At 41.8% G+C, this 18,687-nt stretch carries 10 protein-coding genes and 1 pseudogene; 5 read left to right on the plus strand and 6 right to left on the minus strand.

Annotation, left to right across the window (positions count from 1 at the left end):
- Positions 1 to 212: 212 nt before the first annotated feature.
- Positions 213 to 1,514, minus strand: a pseudogene (locus AXF23_RS00615) (IS1380 family transposase).
- A 593-nt stretch (positions 1,515 to 2,107) separates the two neighbouring features.
- Between AXF23_RS00615 and AXF23_RS00625 the strand changes: the two are divergent.
- The 5 genes from AXF23_RS00625 (at position 2,108) to AXF23_RS00645 (ending at position 6,308) form a co-directional block, all read left to right on the plus strand.
- The gene (locus AXF23_RS00625) at positions 2,108 to 2,413 is read left to right on the plus strand and encodes a hypothetical protein (RefSeq protein ID WP_107623931.1); all 306 of its coding nucleotides are present in this window, start codon (positions 2,108 to 2,110) and stop codon (positions 2,411 to 2,413) included.
- 58 nt (positions 2,414 to 2,471) lie between these two features.
- The gene (locus AXF23_RS00630; protein WP_107623932.1) at positions 2,472 to 4,169 is read left to right on the plus strand and encodes a DUF262 domain-containing protein; all 1,698 of its coding nucleotides are present in this window, start codon (positions 2,472 to 2,474) and stop codon (positions 4,167 to 4,169) included.
- An 11-nt stretch (positions 4,170 to 4,180) separates the two neighbouring features.
- On the plus strand, positions 4,181 to 4,693 hold the full coding sequence (locus tag AXF23_RS00635; RefSeq protein ID WP_089366324.1) for a TIGR00645 family protein: 513 nt from the start codon (positions 4,181 to 4,183) through the stop codon (positions 4,691 to 4,693).
- A gap of 271 nt (positions 4,694 to 4,964) precedes the next feature.
- Positions 4,965 to 5,450, plus strand: coding sequence for a Panacea domain-containing protein (locus AXF23_RS00640; protein ID WP_009011711.1), 486 nt, complete (start codon positions 4,965 to 4,967; stop codon positions 5,448 to 5,450).
- Positions 5,451 to 6,308 carry a hypothetical protein gene (locus tag AXF23_RS00645; protein WP_233251209.1) on the plus strand — a complete coding sequence of 286 codons (858 nt, stop codon included), beginning with the start codon at positions 5,451 to 5,453 and terminating at the stop codon, positions 6,306 to 6,308.
- A gap of 2,814 nt (positions 6,309 to 9,122) precedes the next feature.
- On the opposite strand, the gene AXF23_RS00650 is transcribed toward AXF23_RS00645, so the two are convergent.
- From AXF23_RS00650 to AXF23_RS00670, 5 genes are all read right to left on the minus strand, one after another.
- Positions 9,123 to 10,430, minus strand: coding sequence for a BACON domain-containing protein (locus AXF23_RS00650; RefSeq protein ID WP_107623933.1), 1,308 nt, complete (start codon positions 10,428 to 10,430; stop codon positions 9,123 to 9,125).
- A gap of 7 nt (positions 10,431 to 10,437) precedes the next feature.
- A complete protein-coding gene (locus AXF23_RS00655) occupies positions 10,438 to 12,192 on the minus strand; it encodes a DUF4302 domain-containing protein (RefSeq protein ID WP_107623934.1) in 1,755 nt (584 codons plus the stop codon).
- Positions 12,193 to 12,210: 18 nt separating this feature from the next.
- Entirely contained in the window at positions 12,211 to 13,158 is a 948-nt protein-coding gene (locus AXF23_RS00660) for a zinc-binding metallopeptidase (RefSeq protein WP_107623935.1), read from the minus strand.
- A gap of 22 nt (positions 13,159 to 13,180) precedes the next feature.
- Positions 13,181 to 14,893 carry a RagB/SusD family nutrient uptake outer membrane protein gene (locus AXF23_RS00665; protein WP_107623936.1) on the minus strand — a complete coding sequence of 571 codons (1,713 nt, stop codon included), beginning with the start codon at positions 14,891 to 14,893 and terminating at the stop codon, positions 13,181 to 13,183.
- Positions 14,894 to 15,048: 155 nt separating this feature from the next.
- Positions 15,049 to 18,357, minus strand: coding sequence for a SusC/RagA family TonB-linked outer membrane protein (locus AXF23_RS00670; protein ID WP_107623937.1), 3,309 nt, complete (start codon positions 18,355 to 18,357; stop codon positions 15,049 to 15,051).
- Positions 18,358 to 18,687 lie beyond the last annotated feature (330 nt).

The raw sequence follows: 18,687 nt of genomic DNA on the forward strand, positions 1-18,687 counted from the left end.
GGGGGCAGTGTGCACTTCCGATGCTTTTTGCGTTTATATAGTTACCTCAATTCCGCAGCATTATTCTTTGCGATCTACTTTTATATATTGACGTGACATTTTGGTATTTATCCATTGATTTGGGATTTTTCTGGGGTTCTTGGTTCTTGCATAGGCATAAAATCCCCCATCCAAACCCAATGGGGGATATGATAGCCACAAAGAAATACTGTTTATTCAAGGAATACTTCAGAGTAGTATGTTTTATTTGTATATAGGTTTAGAACGTTCTGCCTTCCCGTTCTCACCCATTTTGCTGGTACGCTGACAAAATGCAGGATAAAGGCTTTCAGCCTGCTTGTCTTCTTCAGCGGCTTGACCTTTTCGCTGATATGACGGACGAGATAGAGATAGAAGTTCTTCAGCATGGCGGTAACCATCATGAAAACCATGTTCTCAGCCATAAAGGAAAAGGGCAGATGTGACCATCCAAAGTTATTGTTCTGTATGTCGAAGTTCTTTTCACTTGCCCCACGCTCATTATAAAATGTAATGATGTCTTTCTCGGTAGACACCCAGTCATTAGTGAGGATACAGCGGTATGTGTATATTACTCCGAACATATCCGTCTGTTACTTGCCATCCTTGTCTTTCAAAGGACTACGCTGTACGACAAGTCTGTATGACTTTCCTTCTATCAAGCTGTCCATGCTGATGGATGTGACATCGCATTTCTCATAGCCAATCTCAACGTTTTTCCATTCCTTCAACTGTTGGAAATTCTCGTAGCGACTGCCGCAGTTGGCAGCACGAATGTAGAACGTGTTGCAGCGCTGCTCTACGGTTTGTATGATTTCCTTTGAGAACGACCCGCAGTCAGCACGGAAACGCTCTATTACCACACCAAGTTCTGAGGTTACACGGTCCATAATGCGACGGAGCGTGTCTTCCTGATGGAATCTCACATTGGTGTTTCCGTCACGATTCTCACCTCCGACTATGATTCCTCCAATGGAAGCCCAACCAGGGAAATAGCCATGGTCCTGCTTGTAAGAATACTTTGCATCAAACTTGTTGGCAGGAACAAACTGGTGGTCAAAGTCCAGGTCAACATGACTGCCCGCCTTTATAAGCCCCATTCTCCGTATCATCCGTAAAAGTAAGGTATTCAACTTTTCTGCCGTGTTGAAACTATACGACTTGCCGGGGGTTTCGCTCTTATAGACAGTATTTTCCTCGGCAAGCTCCTTTAGTCCGCGCCCCACAGTGTCGGCACCGGGTAATAGTGTATTAGATCTCTGCCTGAACTGCCCTATAAGCGCATTGATGTCCTCAAGGCAATCTTCACCACAAAGGTAGCTGAAGAAGAGAGAGCCGAAAATACTTCCATGGCTGAATGCCTTGCCGCTACTTCCACGTTTGCCCAATACAGATTCGGTAAGTTTTTCAAAGTCCAGCTTTGAGAAAACGTCCATAATATGATAAATTCCACCGAAAGAAGTGATATTCTCGTTTTTAATTGCTACCTTTGTCATGTCAGATTTTTGCTTACTTATTATGTTTGTAGCACCAAGATAGGTGAAATTTCTGACATATCCAAGTGTTTTGAGAACTTTGTTTCTCAGACACTTGGAGTTCTCACAAGAATTTATGCTGCGGAATTAAGGTTTATGAGAACAGAAGGTTCTTTGTAAGGGCGTATGCATTCAATAAAGCCACCAGCAAGTGCAAAATTATAATATTTTTTTGTAGAACTCGTATTTTGATATTTGAAAATTTAGTGTAAAGCCAACCAGCAAGTACAAAATAATATTTTATTTTCTTTTAGAATATTACAAAAAAATTTATATCTTTGCAACTGGGCATATTATATGCCCATACATTTTGGTAAAAAGAGGCGTTATGCCCTATTCTTGTATGTACGAAGCCTGAGAAACTTCCAAACAATGTGACAAGAAAGGTCGTAATGGTCTCCACGCATATAGCGTGGGGCTGTTATTCCCACATCTGTCACAAAAGGTTTTCTCAGGGCCTGTACATTAAGACGTGGAGCATACAGTTCCACGCTTCTTGCATATTAACTTGAACGGTCCATAGGAATTGTACGACCCAAAGAAAGAAAACTATTATGGCAATTTCAATGATTGAGCGCCACGGTTCTTGGTATGACATCTTTGACGAACGTGGTAAGAAGACAAAATCTGTTAGTGAAAACATTGGAGAAATAATGGGGCATAGCTCAAATTTCTTTATTGTTTTGAAAGGTAGTTGGTATGACCTTTATGACGGGCAAGGGAAAAAGTATAAGTCCTTAAGCTCCAATATAGGTATGTTTGTAAGTGTTAGTGGTGATACTTTTGTTGTTAGAAAAGGCTCATGGCTTGATACTTACGACCGATTCGGTAAAAAAATCAGCTCAAGAGCAGCACGCTAAATTCATTTTGTGTCCTCCAATTCAAAATTTGAATTGGAGGCTAAAATAAAACATCATAATGGAATCATATACAAACATATCAACACTGTTGGCAGGAAAGTCAATTAGTGTGCCTAACTATCAACGAGCTTATTCCTGGGATACAGATAGCTCTAACAAAAGCCCCAAACAAGTCAATACATTCCTGTCAGATTTACAAGATTATGTAAATAGCCACTCTTCTACGCCATACTATTTTGGTCATTTTCTCTTTGAGGAGAAAGGTGAGAATAAATATGCTATTATAGATGGACAACAGCGATTGACAACTACCGTTATCTTTCTGTCAGCCCTCTATAAGCAATTAAAACAAATTAGAAACATAGAGAAGGTGGACGAATTTGATGATGACTTGTATATATTATATTGCAACACCATCAAACAGAGAAGTCAATATCGCTTTTCAACTGTGGGTTATGACAATCAGATGTTCCGAGATTATGTGATAGACCAGACGATCCATAATCGAAATGAGATAGATACTGTTTCAAAGGAAAGAATAGTAAATGCCTTTGATTTTTTTTGCAACGAACTAACCGATAAGACAGAAGAAGAATTATTACAGCTTCTTGAGGCTATGACAAAAGCATCTTGTACAACCCATGTAGTAAAAGATGAGAGCGAAGCTGTACAAATGTTTATTTTCCAAAACAACCGTGGTAAAAAGCCCACAAAGTTGGAGATTATCAAAGCACAGTTTATGTACGACATACATCTGCATGCGCCCGTAGAGGATAAGCAAAACCTATTATCTGAGATTACAGAACGCTTTGAACATATCTATAAATCTATCTCCAAGATTGAGGGAAATATAGATGAAGACAATGTATTGAATTATACCATAAAAGTTTATCGGAATTCTCTTGACGATATAAACTCAACAGACTTTGTAAACAAAGAATTAGACAAAGCCGATAGTTGTATATCATTCATTAGGGAATTTACGCAACTACTATCGTCTTGTTTTAGCCAAATAAGCAACTTTTTAGACGAAACAAAGAAAAACATCACTTATCATGCTTTGCTTGTTGCAGCAGATCGAAGTATTATGTTCCCTTTTGTTATCAAAGCATTATTAAAAGGAATGCCTCAAAAAGAACTAGAAGAATTAGCAAGAGCATTAGAACAAATATTCCTCCGTCATCGGATTATAGGTACACGAGCTAATCTTTTGTGGCGTTTACATGAATGTTATAAGAATATGGATAATAGCGCTAAAACAGTAGTCAATCACATCCAATGGATGAAGAGTAGGAAAGACTGGTGGGGCTATTGGAATAATGATGAATTATTACGTACTCTAAATATGGGAATGAACCACAACACAGCCAAAATACTCTTATGGAAATATGAAAATCACCTTATTCAGTGTGGGAAAGCAGGATATAAGGTGTTGAGATATGACGACATTGAGCAACCTCATCTTGAACATATCGCTCCACAAACAGAAAACAAAGAACCGAATAATGGATATTGCTCTTATGATGAGGACTTCTATAATCGTTATTTGGAATGTTTGGGAAACTACTTGCTACTGTCTGGTAGCCATAACATGTCATTAAGCAATGAAAGATTCCAGAAAAAGCGAGAAAGTTATACATACTTGCAGCAGCAACGGGAAGTTTTAGGAATGACGGAAAAAGACCCAATTTGGGATAAAGATAAAATTCAGCAACGTCACTCAAAGATCGTTGATTACTTAATGCAAATACTTTAAATATCATATTTATGAGTAACAAATTAGAAAAAGTCATAGAGTGGTGTATCTTTCAAAGTCGATGGCTCCAAGTTCCTGTTTATCTCGGTATGTGCGTAGTAATGGGAATGTATTCATACGTCTTTTGTAAAGATGTCATACATAGCCTTATAAATATTGAGACATTCACAGAAGAAACTATGCTTATGCTCGCTATAGGGATTGTGGATGTCTCAATGGTTCTGAATTTAATCATCGTATGTGTAATTGGAGGATATTGGTCGTTTGTTAGCAGACTGGAAATCATAGAGAAAGACAAGGATAGTAATCAGTTTAGTTATCTTGGTAAGATAAATCCAAATGCATTAAAACATAAATTGATGATTTCGCTTATCAGCATTTCTGCCGTTCATTTGTTGGAAACATTTGTAGCAGAAAATATAGATACACAACACACAATTATGCAAATCAGTATTCATATTGTATTTGTTTTGTCTGCTTTGGGCATTACATATATGGATAAAATCGGAGAAACGCAGCATTAAATACAGGATAGAGAATAATGTTAGAGCGACAGCTTGTAGAAAGGGTATAGTCCTTCCCAATCCTTTGTATGCCATAGAATAAGCTCAGCCCCTGCAGCCTTAGTTTGTCTATCTTGCAAAATAGCCGAAATGCAAATAAGGCGAGAAAGATTTTATTCCAAGGAGTTGCATATATCGGATATTTTTAGTAGTTTTGCATCATAAAGCACTTATAATCTTCTACCCCCATGAGAGGTCAGAGAGATAAGAGAACTCCCAATAATAGTTTCTAATGATTGACGTTATAAAAGCAGCTTCTTATATCTTTAAAAGGTATAAAGATGAGAGGAATACTGAGATAGACGAGATGAAACTTCATAAACTCATGTATTTTTCTCAGCGAGAGTCTATTATCCGTACTGGTCAACCCATGTTCGACGAACAGTTTGAGGCATGGAAATATGGGCCTGTAATCGTTAAGGTACGCGATAAATATAAGGCTAAGGCACTCAACGAGCTACCATCACAGACGGAGTTGGCCCCTTTCCTTGAGTCGTTCGATTATGTTTTTCAGCATTATGCCCCTAAAGATTCATGGTCATTAAGTATTCTTGCTCATGGAGAAAGTTCTTGGCAGCATGCTCGTGAAGGCTATGGAGACGACGACCGATGCGATGTTCCGATGGCACTCGATGATATCATACAAGACGCAGAACGCATAAAGATGCGGCGGTTCTATTTCGATGAGATATTACCTCAGCTCAACAAAGAAAACTAAATGTCTAAAGTAATAGAAGAAGCATTAACCTTAATAGATGCCTTTGAGGTAAGAAGAGTACGCGAAATAGATAAGAGTATCTTGGACGCTATGACTGGTCCAACCGTTGAAGGTGTGGAACAGAGAAATATCATAGCGTGGTTTAATTCCGTAGAATATGTAGAAGATGACTTAAAAGGTCATCTTGCCTCTTTTGTTGTAATGTCTCCAACAAATATTCCTTTAATCTTCTTCTCTATACGATGTGGCGAACTATTCGAGATGGCCCAGCCCGAGAGGATGAGAGTAGGCTATAATGCAAGGGAAGCGCTTCGTAGGCTGATGAATAGAGATTTTTCGTCTGATATAGAAAAGGACCAATTATTAAGGGATGTCAAGGCAACCAAAGACTACAATATGACACCTGACGACATCTTTAGGTATGCTGGTAAGAAGGAATCTTGGGAGAAAGACGAGAAAATAGAAAGAACAAAAGAGGTTACAAAGGTGCTCGCTTCCTATCCAGCCGTAGAGCTGAAACTGTTTGGAATCAATGACGCTGCACGAGCGTATTGGGCTTCATTGGGTCTACCAAAGCATATAAGGATGGGCGAAACCCTGTTTTGGTTAAAGGTTGTAGAGACACTTGAAGCGATGCACAAGTATGTTGGTTGCCAATATGTATATTTATTTGCAGCCGACAAAGAAGCTGAAGGAAAATTAGTTCAGTATTATAGAGTGCGCCTAAAGTTTAAGTCTGATGCAAACTTATCGGCTAACAAGCCACAATTCGATTGGCAAAGTCAATTCCTTTACCAAAGCATTGAGGAGTTATTCGAGCAGAAAATTCGGTTTAGAGAATTGCTTATAAAAGATTAAGAGGAGTAAATTTTTTTCCGTTTTAATAAACTTCTCCAGTCTAATACTTACCCTTAATGATTAAAGAAGACGCCCTTCTTTATTCGAGGATATGCCCTTCTTGTGTGTAGAAGGGCCCCTTCTTCGAGCAAGGAGAGGCCCTTTTTGAATGGAGGAGGTAAGTAGTTGATTTTATGTCAGTTGCGAAGTAGGTTTTATGGGGAGTCTCGGCTATGGATTAATGGGTAGTTCTTGTAGTTTTATCAAGTATTTTCATACCATTTGAGAGTGGCTGGGAGTTTTACATCTCACAGAGTTTAGAACGCAACTGGCTCGTTGGATAATTTATCCTCTCACAGAGTTCACAGAGGAACAGAGGCCTTTCAGCGAACAGGGGGAGCACACAGAGAAGAGCGGCCCCTCCCCCATCCCCTCCCCCGAAGGGAAGGGGCGTGATCACCGAGATACCCATGTGGGGTGGATGTAGGCAGCTTGTAACCTCCTTATTTGTATCTACATTAGCAGTAACGCTCTGTGTCATCGGTTGACTTAATGTCTCTGTGGGCCTTTGTGTGTTCTATTCTTCTGTGCATTTCTGTGAGAAAACTAAGATAAGTGACTCGTTGGATAATTTATCTCTCACAGATTTTCACAGAGGAACAGAAGCTTTTCTGCAAACAGGGAGAACACGCAGAGAAGAGCTGAACACTCCCCCGTCCCCTCCCCCGAAGGGAAAGGGCATAATCACCGAGATACCCATGTGGCTAATCATCAACACCTAACACCCATCACCCAACACCCATCAGAAGCCTCACCCCCAGCCCCTCTCCGAATGGAGAAGGGAGTGATTACCGAGGTTACCCCTACTTCGCTGTTTGTGTCGTAATTAGAATGTGGACCCACCCCAACATCTTTATAACTTATCATCAACACCTAACTCTCAACATCCAACACCCACCTTTAGGTATAACGTTCTGTGATATCTGTATGCCGGAGGCCTACTGTGAGTTCGAAACAGTGTGCTAAAAGGTTCTGTTAAATCTGCGAGTTCTGTGAGAGAAAAAACCTTTACGAAGTATGTAAGCAGCCTAATAGGGGTAACCTCACATATCACGCCCCTCCCTGCGGGGGAGGGGTTGGGGGAGGGGCCACTGTCTTATGAGTTCGAAACAGTGCGCTAATGAGTTCTGTTAAATCTGTGAGTTCTGTGAGAGAAAAAAATCCGCAGCGAGTCTCATAGGCCTAATCTCATATCGAGGGTGTGTTCTTTTTCTCACAGAAAAACACAGAAGAACAGAACACACAGCATTCCACAGAGACATTAAGTCAACCGATTTCACAGAACCTTACAGCCACCTTTAACTTAAACGCTCTGTGTTCTCTGTATGCCGGAGGCCTTCTGTGGGTTCGAAACTGTGCGCCAAAATGCTCCGTGAACTCTGTGCGCTCTGTGAGAGAAAAACCTATCCACACACACATACAATGTTCTTTTTCTCACAGAATAACACAGAATAACAGAACACACCAAGGTTCACAGAGACATTAAGTCAACCGATAACACAGAACCTTACAGCCAACATTAGCTGAAACGCTCTGTGATATCTGTATGCCGAAGGCCTTCTGTGGGTTCGAAACTGTGCGCCAAAATGCTCCGTGAACTCTGTGCGCTCTGTGAGAGAAAAACCTATCCACACACACATACAATGTTCTTTTTCTCACAGAATAACACAGAATAACAGAACACACCAAGGTTCACAGAGACATTAAGTCAACCGATTACACAGAACCTTACAGCCATCTTTGGCAGTTACGCTCTGTGATATCTGTATGCCGGAGGCCTTCTGTGGACTCGAAACTGTGCGCAAAAAGGGTCTGTCAAATCTGTGAGATCTGTGAGAGAAAAACCTCCCCACGAATTAAACAGTACGCAAAAAGTTCCTGTTAGATCTGTGAGTTCTGTGAGAGAAAAAACTCTGCAGCGTGAGAGAAAAAACCTCTACAAAGTATGCAAGCAGCCCAATAGGGGTAACCTCACATACTACGCCCCTCGCCATTCGGAGAGGGGTTGGGGGTGAGGCGAGGCCAATAGGGGTAACCTCACATACTACGCCCCTCGCCATTCAGAGAGGGGTTGGGGGTAAGGCCGAACGGGGCTGGAGGTGAGGCCACCATCTATTTGTACAGGTGAAAGCGTTACAATGTGATGACACCTTGATGTTCTTGCGTGAAAAACGGCTCTTTGGTAAATTGTTCTATCCTAACTTTCGCATTGAATCTTTAGCTTTCTATCACAAAGAGGAAATCTTAAAATATATTTTCCTGTCATATCTGTCATCCAAAATAACGACGTAACTCAATAAAAAACAGCACGTTAAGTCGAAGTGTTAAATGTGACAGCAAAACAAAATAAAACTTATCTTGTATTATACGTAATAACCATGCTGTTGTTAGGAGGAGCATTCAGCCCTGCGTCGGACGAACAAAAAGAACATAGTAAGCCTGTGTCGGAGAATAAGAGTCAAACCATGCTTGCTATATCGAACGAATAATAAGAACATAGTAAGCCTGTGTCAGGGAATAAATATCAAACTATGTCTGCTATATCGAACGAATAATAAGAACATAGTAAGCCTGTGTTAGGGAATAAATGTCATACTATGCTTGCTGTATCGAACGAATAATAAGAACATAGTAAGCCTGTGTTGGGGAATAAGAGTCAAACCATGCTTGCTGTATCGAGCGAACAAAAAGAATGCCGTAAGCCTGCATTGTGGTAGGAACCACAGCTGCATACTTACGGCATTAGCCTTTTTCGAACTTATCTTTTTTACTGTTTTATCTCTTCTTCAAGAATGCTGCAGGCTTAGCACTTGTGCTCAAAGGATGGAAGAGCATCACTGGTTGAAGAATATAAGAAACATTGTTAAAAACTTGCGTGCGTCCTTGTTGGGCATACTTATAGATAGCGAGTGCATTTCCATTAAATGAACCAATAGGGAAACCCAGTTTTCCTAAAGCATTATAAGACTGGATGTAAGCAGCACTCGCAGCATTACTCTCAAGGAGACCAGCAACCATGCCATCCTCCTTAGAGTAAGTCATTCGTGCTGTCATTGACAGATTAGGTGAAGCATAGATATCATAGATAGCAGTAACCACTCTCTGGAATTTAGCAAAGTCGTCATCACTCACTTTACCAGCGTTATGTGCTGCCGTCTGCTGTTGGATAAGGTTCATCAATACAGCATAGTGTTTAATATCCCAAAAAGCTGTACGATAGCGATACGTCGTATTATCCCTCGTTTGTGTAAGGATATATTCACCACCTTTCAATGTCAGTGAGAGGTCAGCAGGATCAAAATAGAAAAGCATCCTCAAACCTGTATCATCAGAGGCGAAAGACAACTTTGTATCAGATTCCTTCTTAAAAGTACCAACAAACTGAGTAACCAATGAGTTGATATCAGTTGTTGAGCTTGTCATCTTCAACAAGTCATATCCATAGAGACTATACGTTTTACCAACGAAATCATCAATGCTTCCCTGCGTTACAGTAATCGTATCACGCTGCTCTTGGTTCTTCAGAACGAGCAAGAACGTACGAACCTCGCCTGTTGAATTGGCATTGATATGTGCCACAAAAGCAGAGTCCTTGTCCTCAACAGATGATACCGCAGAAGCATCAGCAGAGTCAGCAAGCATTAAGGCAGGCTCAGCACCTACCTTTGAATAAGGCAACGTAAGCGTTGTATCTTTGTCGCTAACAACAATATTCTTAGCTCCTTTATATTTAAAGACAGCTCCCGACTGCAAGATAGGCAGATTAGTAGAGTCATTCCCATTCTTGATAGTCAACACAGCAGAACGACTGTCGACAGCTGGGTTGTTAGTAACACTGACAACGACCGAGTCATTCAGCAGTTGTGCCGTAGCCCATGAGTCACTGACAGAGACGGTTGAGCCAGCTGGTGCAGTAAACTTCACCCCACCCTTCTGTGCCGCAGCAGAGAAGAAAAGCTTAGAGCTTACCACATTGACAGGATTCTTACGCAAGTAAGTACTACCTGCATCATTGTCGTCACTGCAGGCAATAAAGCCTGCAGCAACAGCAAAGAGAATACAAATATTAAATATCTTTCTCATAAAACATTTACTTGTTTAGTTTTACTTGTTTCGCTACAGATGTGGTGAGGCGTGAGCTAAAGTCTACATCAAAGCTTGGAATACGATTTGGCAGATACTGTGGCATCTGTAATGACAGAGTATTGTCGGATGTCTCCTCTGGTAAGATAGCAGGCTTAGCAGATGAGGATGAAGAAGACTTCTTCGTTATCACTGGGTTAATCCACATATCCAACATAGCAAAAAGATTCCCTTCGCTAAATGGTTCGCTCGTGTAAGCATTCAGAACAAGGCGATCAGCAGTCAATTTCACATACTTAAGCTGTCCTCCAGCGCTAACGAACAATGGACCACAGAGTGATGCACTGATATCACCACTTTCATTTACAGAGAAGGTAATCAGGTTATAGAAATCTGTATATGTACCCGTACCACGATTTTCATCGATATTAAATGCGTTAGCAATGTAGAAGGTTGCTCTACTATTTCGTATTGTTATCACATTCTGACCACTCTGCATTAAGAACGCTTTTGCGGAAGCCACATAGGTCAATGGGAATACAAAGTCGTCACCATAAGGACTGGAAACATTCAAATAGAACTTACGGTTCGCACCAGAGCCTTCATATCTCAGTCGAGCTTGGCGTGTATTGACCTTGAGAACATCCTTGTTATTGTCACCAGCAACGTATGAAGTCATCTTGAGTTCATAGTAACCCATGAGAGCAGAGAGGTCATATTGCATAACCGCTGCACTTGCTTCATCAATACCATTAGAAATCTTAATCTTAGCACCACGAGCCTTGGTAGCAATCGCGTTGGCGTCTACATCGATGGTAAGCGTGTTGCCCTCCTTTGTTAGGTGAACCCATGAAGCGTCACAGCTGACGTTGAGCCAACTAAGATAAGGTATTGTCTTCTTAATTTTCTTAGCACCATTAGAGACATCAACAGTACCAATCAGATTGGCAATAACGTTGACATCAATCTTTGAAGAAGTAGTCTGAACACCGTTACCAGAGAGTTTTGCAGTCTCTTTATCAAAGGTCAAGTCATAGACAACAGCCCCATTAATCGTGATAGGTTCGTACAAACGGATTCCCCTATCAGTAAAGGTATAAGCAGACTCAGCTATAGGAGTATTGCCATCATAGATAGCTAACTGACGATTATCCCTATCGGTAATAACGAGCGTGTAAGTCTTTCCACCGATACTGAGATTGAAATCAGAGAAGACAAAGAGGTTGGTGAGGTCGGTCACCTGCTCTATATAGTCAGTTGCAGGCTCAGAGAGCTTGCGAAGATACATAGTATTCAGCGAACGTTTGCCATGGACCTTGATGTAGTCAGCCTTAATTTCGTCAATAACAAACTCGAAATCACCTTCCATACCACGATACTCACCCTTCTTTGGAGTAGCATACTTATGGAGGAAAGCATTGTAAGTATCGAACGACAAAACAGGTCCGTCGTCCTCTTTCATCTTATACAACGACTTCACTTCGCCATCATCAGGGTTTTTCTCATAGCGTACGATGGCATCATCATGAGTGAACTTAATAGTATAAGCCACGCCACCGTACCTCTGATTACTCTGTGGGTAATAGTCTAACACCCAGCCATATTGCGATGCTGTCAATGTATCTTGAGCCTTCTGCAGGAACTCTCCCATGCGCTCAGAATAAGGCTTATCAAAGACATTATCCTCCTCAGTCTGACAAGACTGAAGGAAGAATGCTGGCAAAGCAAGTAGGAGATATATAAATAATTTAGTTGCTTTCATTATAGTAATCCTTTCTTGTTAGTTAAGACTTGTAAGATTATAACTGCCACTAACAACGTTGTTCTCACGTCTGATGACAGCATCACGCACCTTATCAAGGTCGACATTAAAGGTCTCCTTATAGTAACGTTTGCAAATCTCAAGCTTCTTCTCAAGTGCTTCTACGCCTGGTTGAGGAGCAGGTTTTCCTGTTTCCTGATCCTTGATAGGGTCTCCATTCGCATCAACAAGAGTAGCCTTCTTAATAATAGCATTCCACTGCGCAGGTGTTGAGATAATGTAAGTACTTACCATCTCAGCAAAGTCCTCGCGCTCTTCCTTCTGTGAGTATGCTGAAACGAAACCACGCTTCTCAAAGCCTTCTCCATACGTATCAGAACTCCATGAGTCATTAACATAACCATTTGGAGTCACCTTACCGAAGTCACGTGGGTAGTCTTTGGTCTGGTTAACGATATGAACAAACTCGTGGTGAATGGTCTTAAGGAAATATTCATCAAGTAGAGGACGATTGGTCTTATACTTATCAATATAGTTAACACCCAAGAGACGTATCTTCTTTCCACCCTCTGCAGTACCGAGTTTCTGGCTACCACTGTTCTCGTATTCGAACTCACCTAAGAAGCTAAAGAGCTTTGGGAAGTAACGACGTGTGAAGTCAATGCCTGCAGCTTCGGTATAAGCTTCCACACAGGTGTACTTAATGATATGTGCTAACTCGACTGACTGAGCAGAATCAGCAGGTACGTCATAGTAAGACATGTCTGACTCATTGTCCTCATAACGCCACTGAATCTGGATGTTATAAGGTACTACAAAATTCTTATACAGCCACTTGTCAAAGGCTGTGTCTGCTGTCTTGGAAGACTTGATAACGCTCTCACTTGACAAAGCATCATCTGAACAAGCAGTGAAACCAGCTGCTACTGCTGCCAAGAGCGATAAAGCTAATATGTTTTTCTTCATTTCTTAATCCTTTAATTAGCTATTAAAAAGTATGTGCACCAGCCTGAGCAGGATACTGATTGACCACTGAGAAACCTGGTCCGCTGTAGGCAGAAGGGTTGATGAGTGTAGCATTTGGCACAGCTGTCTTGGTAGGGTTACCTTCAACACCAGCCTCACGAATACTCTGTGGAATCTGAACTGTCTGACGTGGATCGTCCTTCACCAACCAATCAAGGTTCTTAGAAGGTTTACCATTAGCACCGATGAGTCGACGAGGTATCTCGATGTTGTAACGTCGGATATCCATCCAACGCAAGCCCTGATGTACTGTCTCGATACGACGGAAGTTCAGCAAGCACTGCAAGAGTGACTCCTGTACTGACCCTTCAGCATCAATAGCGAAGCGAGGACTGATGTGCTTCTTGAAACTTGGCACCATCTTATCGGCATCAGCGTATGCGTATGGCACTGAATTAAAGTAAGTTTGTACACTTGAAGGCGTCAGCGTCACGCTGGTATTGAAGTAGTTGTGCATCCAAGTGTTCATATCTGCACAGGCAGCATCGTTCTGTCCAAGCATGATTTCAGCCTCAGCACGATTGAGCAAAGCCTCATCCATCGTGAAATCTACATTCAGAGTGCGGGGATAACCCGTACCAGTTGTCGTATTGATAATCTGCACCTCACGTGGAAGTTTCATCAACAAAGCAAAGTTAGCCTCACCTTGATTAGCAGTAAATGGCTTCCAGATGGTGTTTGCGGCTGAACCCCAAATATTATTACTCATAAACAACTCGGTGTTTGCCAAGTAGTTAGTGAGGGTATAACGCTTATTTGACACCCATGGAGCAAGTGCCATACCAGCACTGCTGACACTGGTCTGAACGAGGAGGTTACAGCCTGCAGAAGCACTACAATAAGCCTCAGCAATCTTCACTGCTTGGTCTGAATTACTCAAAGGCATAGCCTGCAATGTTTTATAGTCACGCAGATAAGCTGCAGGATTACTACCCAACAGTTTGTCAGCATATTCTTTTGCCTTCTCCCACTTCTCATAATAAAGATAGAAGCGAGTAGCAAAGGCGTAGGCAGCCTGCTTATTGAAGTGATACTTTGGCACCTCGTATGTATCGTTAATCAATGGTATACCCGCCTCGATATCAGCAGCAATCTTTGCATAGACATCAGCTACCGTACCACGATTACTCTGCTCAGCAGCAGCAGTGAAATCTGCTATTCCGGTTGCATAATAGAGTCCCGGATCAGTCTGACTGGTCTTACCATTATAAGGACGGCAGAACTCATTGGAAAGAATGAAGTGGTTATAAGCACGGAGCAGCAGCGCCTCACCCTTGGAGTTACTGAGTTGCTCATTCTTTGCACCACCCTGTTCCTCAATAGCAGCCAAAGCCTCATTAGCTTTGTAGACGCCATCATAATATAACATCCACACCTGTTCAGGAGAGTCATTACCTCCCTCTGTCTGCTCTTGCCAGAAGAAGTACTGGTCATTACCACGGCTTCCAAGACTGTTATCACGTCCCATATAGTCCGTATTATCAGACATCCACTCGTTAAAGAGGGTCGGTGTACGGTCTGGATAGGCTGTTACGAGCAGCCCCGCAATCTTCTTTGGTGTATCCAAAGTAGTACGGTTATCTGGCAACGTATCCAATTGGTCAGAACAAGATGCAAGTATCGCCACAGATGCAAGCATCAAACTGCCCATATATATGATATTCTTAATTTTCATATTCGTTCTATATTAAGTTACTTCTGGTGCTGGTTCAGTTTCTTTCACATAGCCTGTCAGTTGTCATCTGACAATCCTCAGTCTTGTTAGGGTTTATTCTTATTATCATTAAAGATAGTGATATTCCCAACTGAACCTCCACCTAAGTTAAAATATTAAAGACCTAATCTCAATGTCAAGGTGAACTGCTTTGGAACTGGTGCAGCCACACCACCTGTATTGAAGAACTCTGGGTCCTGACCATTCAGCTTCTTGTCAGAATAGAACAGGAAGAGATTCGTTGCCTGAAGCTTCAATCCTAAGCTGCTAACGCCGATACTTCTAATCATCGTTGCAGGGAAGTTATAACCCAATGAGATTTCCTTCATACGAATGAAATCACCCTTTGCGATACGAACATCAGAATAGTTATAAGCATTGTAAGCAACATCCAACTGCGTGTTGTTACGGTTCTGACGACGTGAAGCAATCACTGGGATATTCGTAACAGCCTCATCACCACTGTATGCCCAGCGATTACGGAACTCCTTAGGTAGGGCGTCCATATCGTCATAGCGGTTATTGAATATATGGTTCAGTCGAACTTTATTGCCAAAGCTATATGTTACGAACACATTGAGGTCCCAGTTCTTATAACGGAAGACGTTACCAAATGAGCCTGTTGTCGTTGGCTCAGCAGGACCTTCGTACTTCAAGTACTTAATCTTCTCCTGATCACGCTCTTGAAGGTTAAGGTCTGAGACCGTTCTTCTACCATTCTCGTTCATATATGTTGGTAGACCCTCACCATCAAGTCCTGCGAATGGGATACTAAAGATAGAGTTTGCAGGATAACCAACAAGACTATAACCAGTTCCCTGTACGAGGTCAACGACACGAGCATGGGTGAAGAGACTTGTAATCTCATTATGTGTCCATGAGAAAATGAAGTTTGTTTCCCAACTGAAGTCCTTTGTCTTGATGTTTTGTGTATTCAATGAGAACTCCACACCATTTGATTTCATTGAGGCAACGTTCGCAAGGTTGTAAGAACCCAACTGTGGATGGTTCACGTAACCAATAAGGTCACTATTGCGACGCCAGTAGAAGTCTGATGTAAGATTGATACGGTTATCAAGGAAACCAAAGTCGAATCCGAGGTTGAACTCACGCTTCTTCTCGTAAGTAAGGTTAGTATTACCGAACTCCTCATCGTATCCTGTCTCTTGAATAGAGGTGAATGGACGCCAAGGCACTGTTGCTGTGAAGATTGGCAATGAGTTGGTTACAGGAGGACGGTCACCAGTAAGTGAGTAGCTGAGGCGCAATGTTGCATGTGTCAACGCCTGCTTGAACAGCTTACTGAACCAACCTTCCTCGTGTGCATTCCATGCACCAGAGACGTTATAGGTTGGCAGCCATCGAGCTGAGGTAGCCTTACCCAGATAGTTCGTACCTTCATAACGGAAGGTACCCGTTACCTGATAGCGACCCTTATAAGAATAGGTACCCGTACCGAAATAAGCAAGACTGCGGATGTGGGTATTTGACAAACCATAGTAGTTAGATCCCTGCTCTTGGAACATCTTGAAAGCACGATAGTTCAGCTTTGCAATCTCACCAGCATCGAACATCATACCCCACTCACGGTCGAAGGTTGCCTTACGGTCAACGCTGTTACTCTCCACACCTGCGTAGAGGTTTACGATATGAGTGTCGTTGAATACATCATTATAAGCGGCAGAGAGACGTGTGTCCCAGCCGAAGAAATTGTTACCAGTCCTATCGAGAATACCGCCTTCTTTGAGGATTGACTCTGGAAGAGCAAATGGGTTATCAGGATCAGTATAAAGGTATGGATTCGCATCACGGATAGTTGTCGTACTCATAGCACGATAAGCCAATGCTTGATTAGAGTTCTCTCGAACAATATGTTCCATCGTTGAGGCTGCACTCTTCACTGCTATCAAGGCTGTAAGTTTAACTTTTGTGATAGGCTTATAGTCTACGCTGGCCTGAACACGGAAGTCGTGCACATTAAGATCCATATAGTTATTGTCCAACTCATTGAAGATGTTGAACGGAGCATAGTTACGTGTGTAAGACTCGTTAGGGTCGAGAGTACGTGAGGTGTTCAGAGAGTAAGAGTAAGGGTTGATGTCGAAAGCACGACTAACAGCACCCGTTGTAGGGTCGATCGTACGGCTCAACGAACCAGGAGCTCTCTGTTTACGATAAGAAGCATTAGCGATAAGGTTCAAGCCTATCTGCTTGTTAATATTATAAGTTGTGTTGATATTACCTGTGTAACGCTGAACACGACTTGACTTATACCATCCTGGATCATACATTGCAGAGAGGGAAGCATAGTACTGACCCTTGTCTGTACCACCAGAAGCACTCACTGAGTGGTTGTGCATGATTGAACTTGAGAAAAGCTGGTCGAACCAGTCGGTGTTACGATACTCTGCAGCACGGAGATAAGCGTCACGTGCATCCTGTGTGTTCTCAAGACCGAACTGTCCCTTTGTAGCATCATACTCAGAGATGAGCTGATACATACGACCATAAACGCCACTTGTAGAGGCGTTAGCGATTTCGGCATAGTTCAAATAGCCCTTCTTCTCCAACTCACGATAAATCTCCATCTGGTCTTGTGAGTTCATGATATTGAAGTTCTTATAGCTTGGCTTCAAACGGAGAGTGTACTCACCGGTATAGCTTAAATGGCTCTGACCAGCTTTACCCTTCTTTGTTGTCACAACAATCACACCCGCCATAGCACGAGCACCATAGATAGATGTAGCCGAACCGTCCTTTAATATCTGGAAACTCTCAATGTCGTCAGCATTCAGTCCTGCGATAGCAGAAGAAATCAAAGTCTTTGCATCACCTGATGACAACGAACTTGCATCAACATTAGCAATGTCTTCCATGATGACTCCATCCACAACCCATAATGGTTTTGACGAACCAAAGATTGACGTATTACCACGCACACGAATCTTAGGTGCTGTACCGAACGTACCAGATACGTTCTGAACGCTCACACCAGCAGCACGACCTTCGAGCGAACGGCTCACATCCGCCATACCATCGAGCTTTGCTTTTGAAGCATCAATCTTTGTTGCAGCACCAGAGAAGAGGCGCTTGTCTTGTTGAGTCATACCAGTTACAACGACCTCATTAAGCTGATGATTGTCGTTACTAAGGACAACCTTCATGCCGTCTTTGGCTGCTACGGTCTGCGTGACCATACCAATGTAACTGACTACGAGTTTCTTTCCTGCAGGAACATCAAGTGTGAAATGACCGTCAATATCAGTGACAGTACCCGTCGTAGTACCTTGTACCATGACAGACGCACCGATAACGGCCTCTCCATCGTCCTGAGAAACTACGGTACCATTAATCTTTGTCTGACCAAATGCTGTCCCTAAAGATAGAAGAAGACCAAACAAAAAGAGAGTAAATCTTTTCTCCATAGATCTCTTTTGATTATTATAAATATTATTGTGTAGTTGTTTCGCTAAACGTTACCCTTATGTTTCACAATGAAACATATCATCAGAGATAGGTCGTAAAATCAAATATATTATCGCTTTCCAGCTTAATTTATAAAGATTTTTACGTCCAATAGATGCAAAAATAAGTATTATTTATAAAAGACACAAGACTTTCCTGATTAAAATTACATTTTCTATTAAAATTTAACTGATTACTTACTAAATTCAACAAAATAGTATGCAAAACACCTATAATTATTAATCTACGCAATTAAAAGACGAGTTGACAGGTTTAGGAGTATGTTGGAT

This window comes from Prevotella sp. oral taxon 313 (assembly GCF_003043935.1).
Taxonomy (GTDB): Bacteria; Bacteroidota; Bacteroidia; order Bacteroidales; family Bacteroidaceae; genus Prevotella; species Prevotella jejuni.